At 63.3% G+C, this 1,791-nt stretch carries 3 protein-coding genes; 2 read left to right on the top strand and 1 reads right to left on the bottom strand.

All coding sequences use genetic code 11. From position 1 onward, the window contains the following. The coding region (locus EN879_RS34480) for a 2-C-methyl-D-erythritol 4-phosphate cytidylyltransferase (protein WP_206521066.1) at positions 1-282 on the bottom strand (282 nt) is incomplete at its 3' end. Positions 283-525: 243 nt separating this feature from the next. Here EN879_RS34480 and dusB point away from each other — a divergent pair. Together dusB and EN879_RS34490 are read left to right on the top strand one after the other, a co-directional pair. Further along, positions 526-1,554 carry a tRNA dihydrouridine synthase DusB gene (gene dusB / locus EN879_RS34485; protein WP_127274641.1) on the top strand — a complete coding sequence of 343 codons (1,029 nt, stop codon included), beginning with the start codon at positions 526-528 and terminating at the stop codon, positions 1,552-1,554. Next, positions 1,551-1,791: PAS domain-containing protein (locus EN879_RS34490; protein WP_127274642.1), on the top strand; the 241-nt coding region annotated here is incomplete at its 3' end. The genes dusB and EN879_RS34490, both read left to right, overlap by 4 nt.

The following is a 1,791-nucleotide window of genomic DNA, read 5'->3' on the forward strand; positions in this document are numbered from 1 at the left end:
GGCCCCCCCGCCGATAACGGCGCTAACGCGCTCGGCGTTGGTGCCCGCCGCCTGCCGGAACAGTTCATGGTCGTCGGCATGAATGGCGACGACGATCTCGCTGGTCCGCGGGTGGGCCAGAAAAATGTCAAGCGTGTGTGCGATAACGGCAAAGCCGCCAATGTGTTGATATTGCTTCGGTCCGTTGGCCTGTCCGGCGCGCGCACCACGGCCGGCCGCGACGATTACCACCGCGACCTTGCCATCCGCACTCGAAACGTGATTTTCACTTGCGTCAGTCATTGCAGATTGGCTTAGCGCACGATCCCGAAAAGTGTAATCGGTTTTCGGCAAAGATCGTGCGTCAAATATGAATCCCAAAGCGTCCTTTGCGCGTCCCACGGGGCGCGCGGCGCTTTGGCCGCACCCAGTCCCGAAGGCCAGCATTTTTCCGATTGCGCCTTAATGTGGCGTCATTCCGCGTTGCACATTGCGGCCGATATGGCTAGAGAATGTGCAACGAATGAAGATGCTTGGTTTTTGTGCATGGTTAATTTGACCAAATTGGCCGCGCCGCTTAACGTCGGCGGCGTGAAACTCCGCAATCGCGTGTTCCTCGCGCCGATGTCGGGCATTACGGACGAGCCGTTCCGGCAGCGTGCCCACGCGCATGGTGCGGGCTTGGTCGTGTCCGAAATGGTTGCCAGCGGCGAGCTCGCCAAGGGCAGGGCCGGTTTCAACCTGCGCATACGCCACTCCGGCCTGCCCGTCCATATGGTTCAGCTTGCAGGCCGCGAGGCGATGCACATGGCCGAAGGTGCCAGAATCGCCGCCGGCGAGGGCGCCGACATTATCGACATCAACATGGGATGCCCGGCCAAGAAGGTCACCGGCGGTTATGCCGGCTCGGCATTGATGCTGGATCTCGACCACGCACTGTCGCTGATCGACGCCGTTGTCGGCGCGGTCGAGGTGCCAGTGACGGTCAAGATGCGGCTTGGCTGGGACGAAGGCGCGCTCAACGCGCCGATGCTGGCGCGCCGCGCCGAGCAGGCCGGTGTCAGCATGGTGACCGTGCACGGCCGAACGCGCTGCCAGTTCTATCAGGGCAAGGCCGACTGGCGCGCCATCGCCCGCGTCAAGGAAGCCGTGTCCATCCCGGTCGTCGCCAATGGTGACGTCTCTTCGCCGGCGGAAGCGGCCGACATTCTCGATCAATCGGGTGCCGACGCCGTGATGATTGGCCGTGCCCATTATGGCGCGCCTTGGATCGCAGGTGGCGTTGCGGCCGCAGCGACAGGCGAAGCGACGCCAAATATTCCACAGAACCCGACGGCGCTCGCCGACTACATCGTGGCCCACTATGAGGATATGCTGGCGCTCTACGGCGCCGAAAGCGGCCTGCGCCAGGCGCGCAAGCATCTTGGCTGGTATCTTGATCGGCATGCCGGCGGCGTAGCCGACGACAGCCGAAAGGCCATACTGACCGCATTCGAGCCCGCGCGCGTCATTGCCTTGCTGCGCGATGTGTTTTCGCGCGATCCGCAACCTTTGACCCTGCGGAGTGCCCCATGAACGCCGCCGCCGGCCAAGGCGCTGAAATGGCGGATGCCGCCCAGATCGTACTCAACACCATCCGCCGCCCGGTGATCATGATCAGCGAGGAAGGCTTCATCACCTTTGCCAACGCCGACGCGGAGGACTTCTTTCGTTCAAGCGCGACCATGCTCGCCCGCAACACGCTGTCAAAACTCATTCCCTTCGGCAGCCCGCTGCTGACGCTGGTCGACCAGGTGCGCGAGCGCCTGGCAC

This window comes from Mesorhizobium sp. M7A.F.Ca.AU.002.02.1.1 (assembly GCF_003998535.1).
Lineage (GTDB): Bacteria > Pseudomonadota > Alphaproteobacteria > Rhizobiales > Rhizobiaceae > Mesorhizobium > Mesorhizobium ciceri.

Excerpts from the sequence above, each read along its gene's own strand:
- dusB (WP_127274641.1), top strand. The coding sequence starts at position 526 with ATGGTTAATTTGACCAAATTGGCCGCGCCGCTTAACGTCGGCGGCGTG.